Origin of the sequence: Desulfolutivibrio sp. (assembly GCF_036584575.1) — a bacterium.
Lineage (GTDB): Bacteria > Desulfobacterota > Desulfovibrionia > Desulfovibrionales > Desulfovibrionaceae > Desulfolutivibrio.
Genome location: NZ_JAZHDB010000148.1, coordinates 1 through 3,276 on the forward strand (window position 1 = coordinate 1; position 3,276 = coordinate 3,276).

3 protein-coding genes are annotated in these 3,276 nt (G+C 67.5%); all 3 read left to right on the forward strand.

Features of this window, described 5'->3' with window-relative positions; translation table 11 throughout:
- Positions 1–62: 62 nt before the first annotated feature.
- The 3 genes from V3572_RS11135 (at position 63) to V3572_RS11145 (ending at position 3,274) form a co-directional block, all read left to right on the forward strand.
- Positions 63–1,925 (forward strand): 4Fe-4S ferredoxin, encoded by a 1,863-nt coding sequence (locus V3572_RS11135; RefSeq protein ID WP_332111067.1) that lies wholly within the window; start codon positions 63–65, stop codon positions 1,923–1,925.
- A gap of 97 nt (positions 1,926–2,022) precedes the next feature.
- On the forward strand, positions 2,023–2,832 hold the full coding sequence (locus tag V3572_RS11140; RefSeq protein WP_332111068.1) for an electron transfer flavoprotein subunit beta: 810 nt from the start codon (positions 2,023–2,025) through the stop codon (positions 2,830–2,832).
- An 85-nt stretch (positions 2,833–2,917) separates the two neighbouring features.
- Positions 2,918–3,274, forward strand: a complete 357-nt coding sequence (locus tag V3572_RS11145) for a hypothetical protein (protein ID WP_332111069.1) — start codon at positions 2,918–2,920, stop codon at positions 3,272–3,274.
- Positions 3,275–3,276: the final 2 nt, after the last annotated feature.

Here is a 3,276-nt window from a genome sequence, read left to right on the forward strand (position 1 = left end):
GGGTCCAGGGGGGAAACTTTTTTTCAAAAAAGTTTCCCCCCTGGCCGCCGGAGGCACATCCTATGGACGTCGAACGCCAGGTGATGGAAGCGGACATCGTATGCGTCGGGTTCGGCCCGGCCATGGGCGGATTTCTGACCACGCTGTGCCGGGGGCTTGTCGATGGCGAGGGCGCGCCCGTGGTCGAGAGCGCGGCCATGCCCGGTCTGCCGCCCCAGGTCATCTGTTACGAGCGCGCCGATGATATCGGCTTTGGCGTGTCCGGGGTGGTGACCCGGGGAAGGGGGATCAAGGCCTCGTTTCCCGGTTTTGATCCGGCCTCGGTTCCCATGTGTACGCGGGTGAAGGAAGAAAAGGTCGCGTATCTGCTCGATCCGATCGGCGTCAGCCGCAGATCGAAAATTATGCGCCTGAAGGACCGGGCCATACGGGCCGCCGCGAAGGGCCTGGGAAAAAGAATTCCCTATGCCCATGAGGCGGTGGAGTTGCCGTATATTCCGCCCTTTCTGGCCAAGCATGACGGGTTCACCTTTTCGCTTGGCCAGTTCAACCAGTGGGTGGGTTCCGAGATCATGGGTTCGGGACTGGCCCAGATCTGGCCGTCCACGCCCGTGGCCGGGCCGCTGATCGAGGACGGCGCGGTGGTGGGCGTGCGCCTGGCGGACCAGGGCGTGGACAAAACGGGCGCGCCCGACGCCGGGTTCATGCCGGGCCTGGACGTGCGCGCGGCGTTGACGGTTGTCGGCGACGGGCCGGTGGGGCCGGTGGGCCGGGCCATCGACGACGCCTTTGGGATGCCTGCGGGGAATCATCGCCGGGAATGGGCCGTGGGCATGAAGATGGTGGTGGACCTACCCGAGGCCTGCGAACTGGCCGAGGGCACGGTGCTGCACACCTTCGGCTATCCCGAGCCGGAAATTTTCGGATTCCTGTACGTCCTGCCCGAGCGGGTGGCCTCGCTGGGCGTCTTCGTGCCCTCCTGGTTCGACAACCCGGTGCGCACGGCCTACCGCTACATGCAGCACTGGATGCGCCATCCCTATCTGTGGCGGCACCTGGACGGCGGCAGGCTGCGTTCCTGGGGGGCCAAGAGCCTCCAGGAATCCGGGCGACGGGGCGAACCGCATCTGGTGGGCGACGGCTATGCCCGCATCGGCGAGGGTTCGGGCTCGACCAACGTGCTCACGGGCTCCGGGGTGGACGAGGCCTGGACCACGGGGGTGCAGCTGGCCGAGGGCGTGCTGGAGCTGGCCAAGGCGGGCAAGCCGTACACCCGGGAGAATCTCCAGGCCGCCTATGTGGCCAGACGCCGGGCCTCGTGGGTCGAGGCCGAGGCCAAGGTGGCCGAGAAGGCCCGCGACGGCTTCACCGAGGGCTTTTTGCAGGGGCTTATGGGCATGGGCCTGGCCGGATTCACCAAGGGCAAGGTCTATTGGCCGGGCGTGTCGCGCCGGGTGCATGAGCGCATCCCCAGCGTGGAGCGATATTTCAGGGACCGCATCCCGACGGTCGAGATCGCGGCCATCCGGGCCGAGTGCGCCAAAAAGGGGCTGTCCCTGCACGACGCCCTCATGGACCGGGCGGGCTGGCCGCCCATCGGCTACGACGGACAGCTTCTGGTGTCGCATCAGGACGCCCTGCTCCTTGGCGGCAAGGTCCAGGCCAACCCGGGCTACGGCGACCATGTGGTCTTCGCGGACCCGGCCGTCTGCGCCACCTGCCGGGAAAAGGTCTGTATCGAGGCCTGTTCCGGGCAGGCCATCACGGTCAATCCCGAGGGCGGGGCGCCCCTTTTCGACCGGGAGAAATGCGTGCATTGCGGGGCCTGCCTGTGGAACTGCTCCAAGCCCCATCCGCGCGATCCGGAAAAGACCAACGTGGAGTTTTCGGCCGGTTCCGGCGGCCTGCATTCCGTGGAAAACTAGGCTGATCCAACGCCGTGACGCCCTCCTCCCGGGCAACCGGTCCGGGGATGTGCGACACGGCTGCGGGGGGCGGCCAGACGAACAAGGGAGACAAGTCATGAGCACGGGTTTTCACATCGTGGTGTGCGGCGGCATCGTGCCCGATCCGCTCCAGACCCTTGAACCGGTGAGCACCCCGGCCGGTCCGGGACTCAAAAACGAGATGATGCTGCCGGCCATCCTCGATCCCTGGGCCTCCCACGCCCTGTTCGAGGCCGCGCATCTGGCCAAAAACGCGCCGGGCAGCAAGGTGTGGCTGGTGAGCCTGGGGCCCAAGGCCAAGCTCCAGCAGGTGATGATGTCCGTGGCCCAGAAGGCCCCGTTTGAGCTGGTGGTCTGCGACGGCCCGGCCGGGGGCTTCACGGAGTCGGCCGAGGCGGCCGAGGCCCTGGCCTGCGCCATTGAGGCCATCCCCGGGCTGGACACGTCGAAACTGCTTCTTTTCGGCGGCTGGCAGTCGGCCTCGCGCGGCGCCGGGACCACCATGCAACTGGTGGGCGAGCGCCTGGGCGTCGTCGAGCAGTTCCAGGGCGTGGACAGGCTGACGGTCGGCCCGGACGGGTCGCTCACGATCATGGAGCGCGTGGAGGGCGGGGCCTATCAGGTTTCCGTGTGCCAGGGCGCTCCGGCGGTCCTTGGCTGGGCCACCGGAGAGCTTCCCGAACCTCCCAACAACCCCCAGGTGGGGATGCAGAACATGCGTTTTATCATGCCCGCCCTGCAAAAGGCCAAACCGGCCAAGGTCGGCGCGGACGGCGTGACGTTCGCTGCGGTTGAGTTGCCCAGGCAGCGCCGCGAAACCCGTATCGTCAAGGACACCCCGGCCGAGGACATCGCCCGGGAGATCGTGGCCTGGATACGCGGCTGATCCGGACGGCGCTCACGCCCCAACACACGATTTTCGCAAGGCCACGCGGGGTGTTTCCCGCTTCCGGCCGTCGGAGACACACGCCATGGAAAAGATTCTTTTTCTCGCCCATACCGAAGCGGACGGCAGCCTGTCCCGGGCCGGGCTGGAGGCCCTGACCGCCGCCCAAACCCTGGCCCAGGGGCTTGGCGCGGGGTTTGACGCGGCCCTTTTCGGGGCCGACGTGGCCGCCTCCGCCAACGCCGTGGCCGACTGCGGCGCGGGCACGTTTTTTTGCGTCTCGGGCGAGGCCTTCGCCCAGGCCCGCTACGCCACGGACGCCGCCGCCATCACGGCGCTTTGCCAGGCGGCCGGGGCCGCCATCGTGGTCTGCGCCGACGACTCGCGCCTGATCAATGAGAATCCGCCAGGTGACCTTCTGTCCATCCTTTGGTCCTTTTAAAG

What these genes read in the sequence shown, in the direction of transcription:
- V3572_RS11135 (WP_332111067.1), top strand. Translation starts at nt 63, where the DNA reads ATGGACGTCGAACGCCAGGTGATGGAAGCGGACATCGTATGCGTCGGG.
- V3572_RS11145 (WP_332111069.1), top strand. Translation starts at nt 2,918, where the DNA reads ATGGAAAAGATTCTTTTTCTCGCCCATACCGAAGCGGACGGCAGCCTG.
- V3572_RS11140 (WP_332111068.1), top strand. Translation starts at nt 2,023, where the DNA reads ATGAGCACGGGTTTTCACATCGTGGTGTGCGGCGGCATCGTGCCCGAT.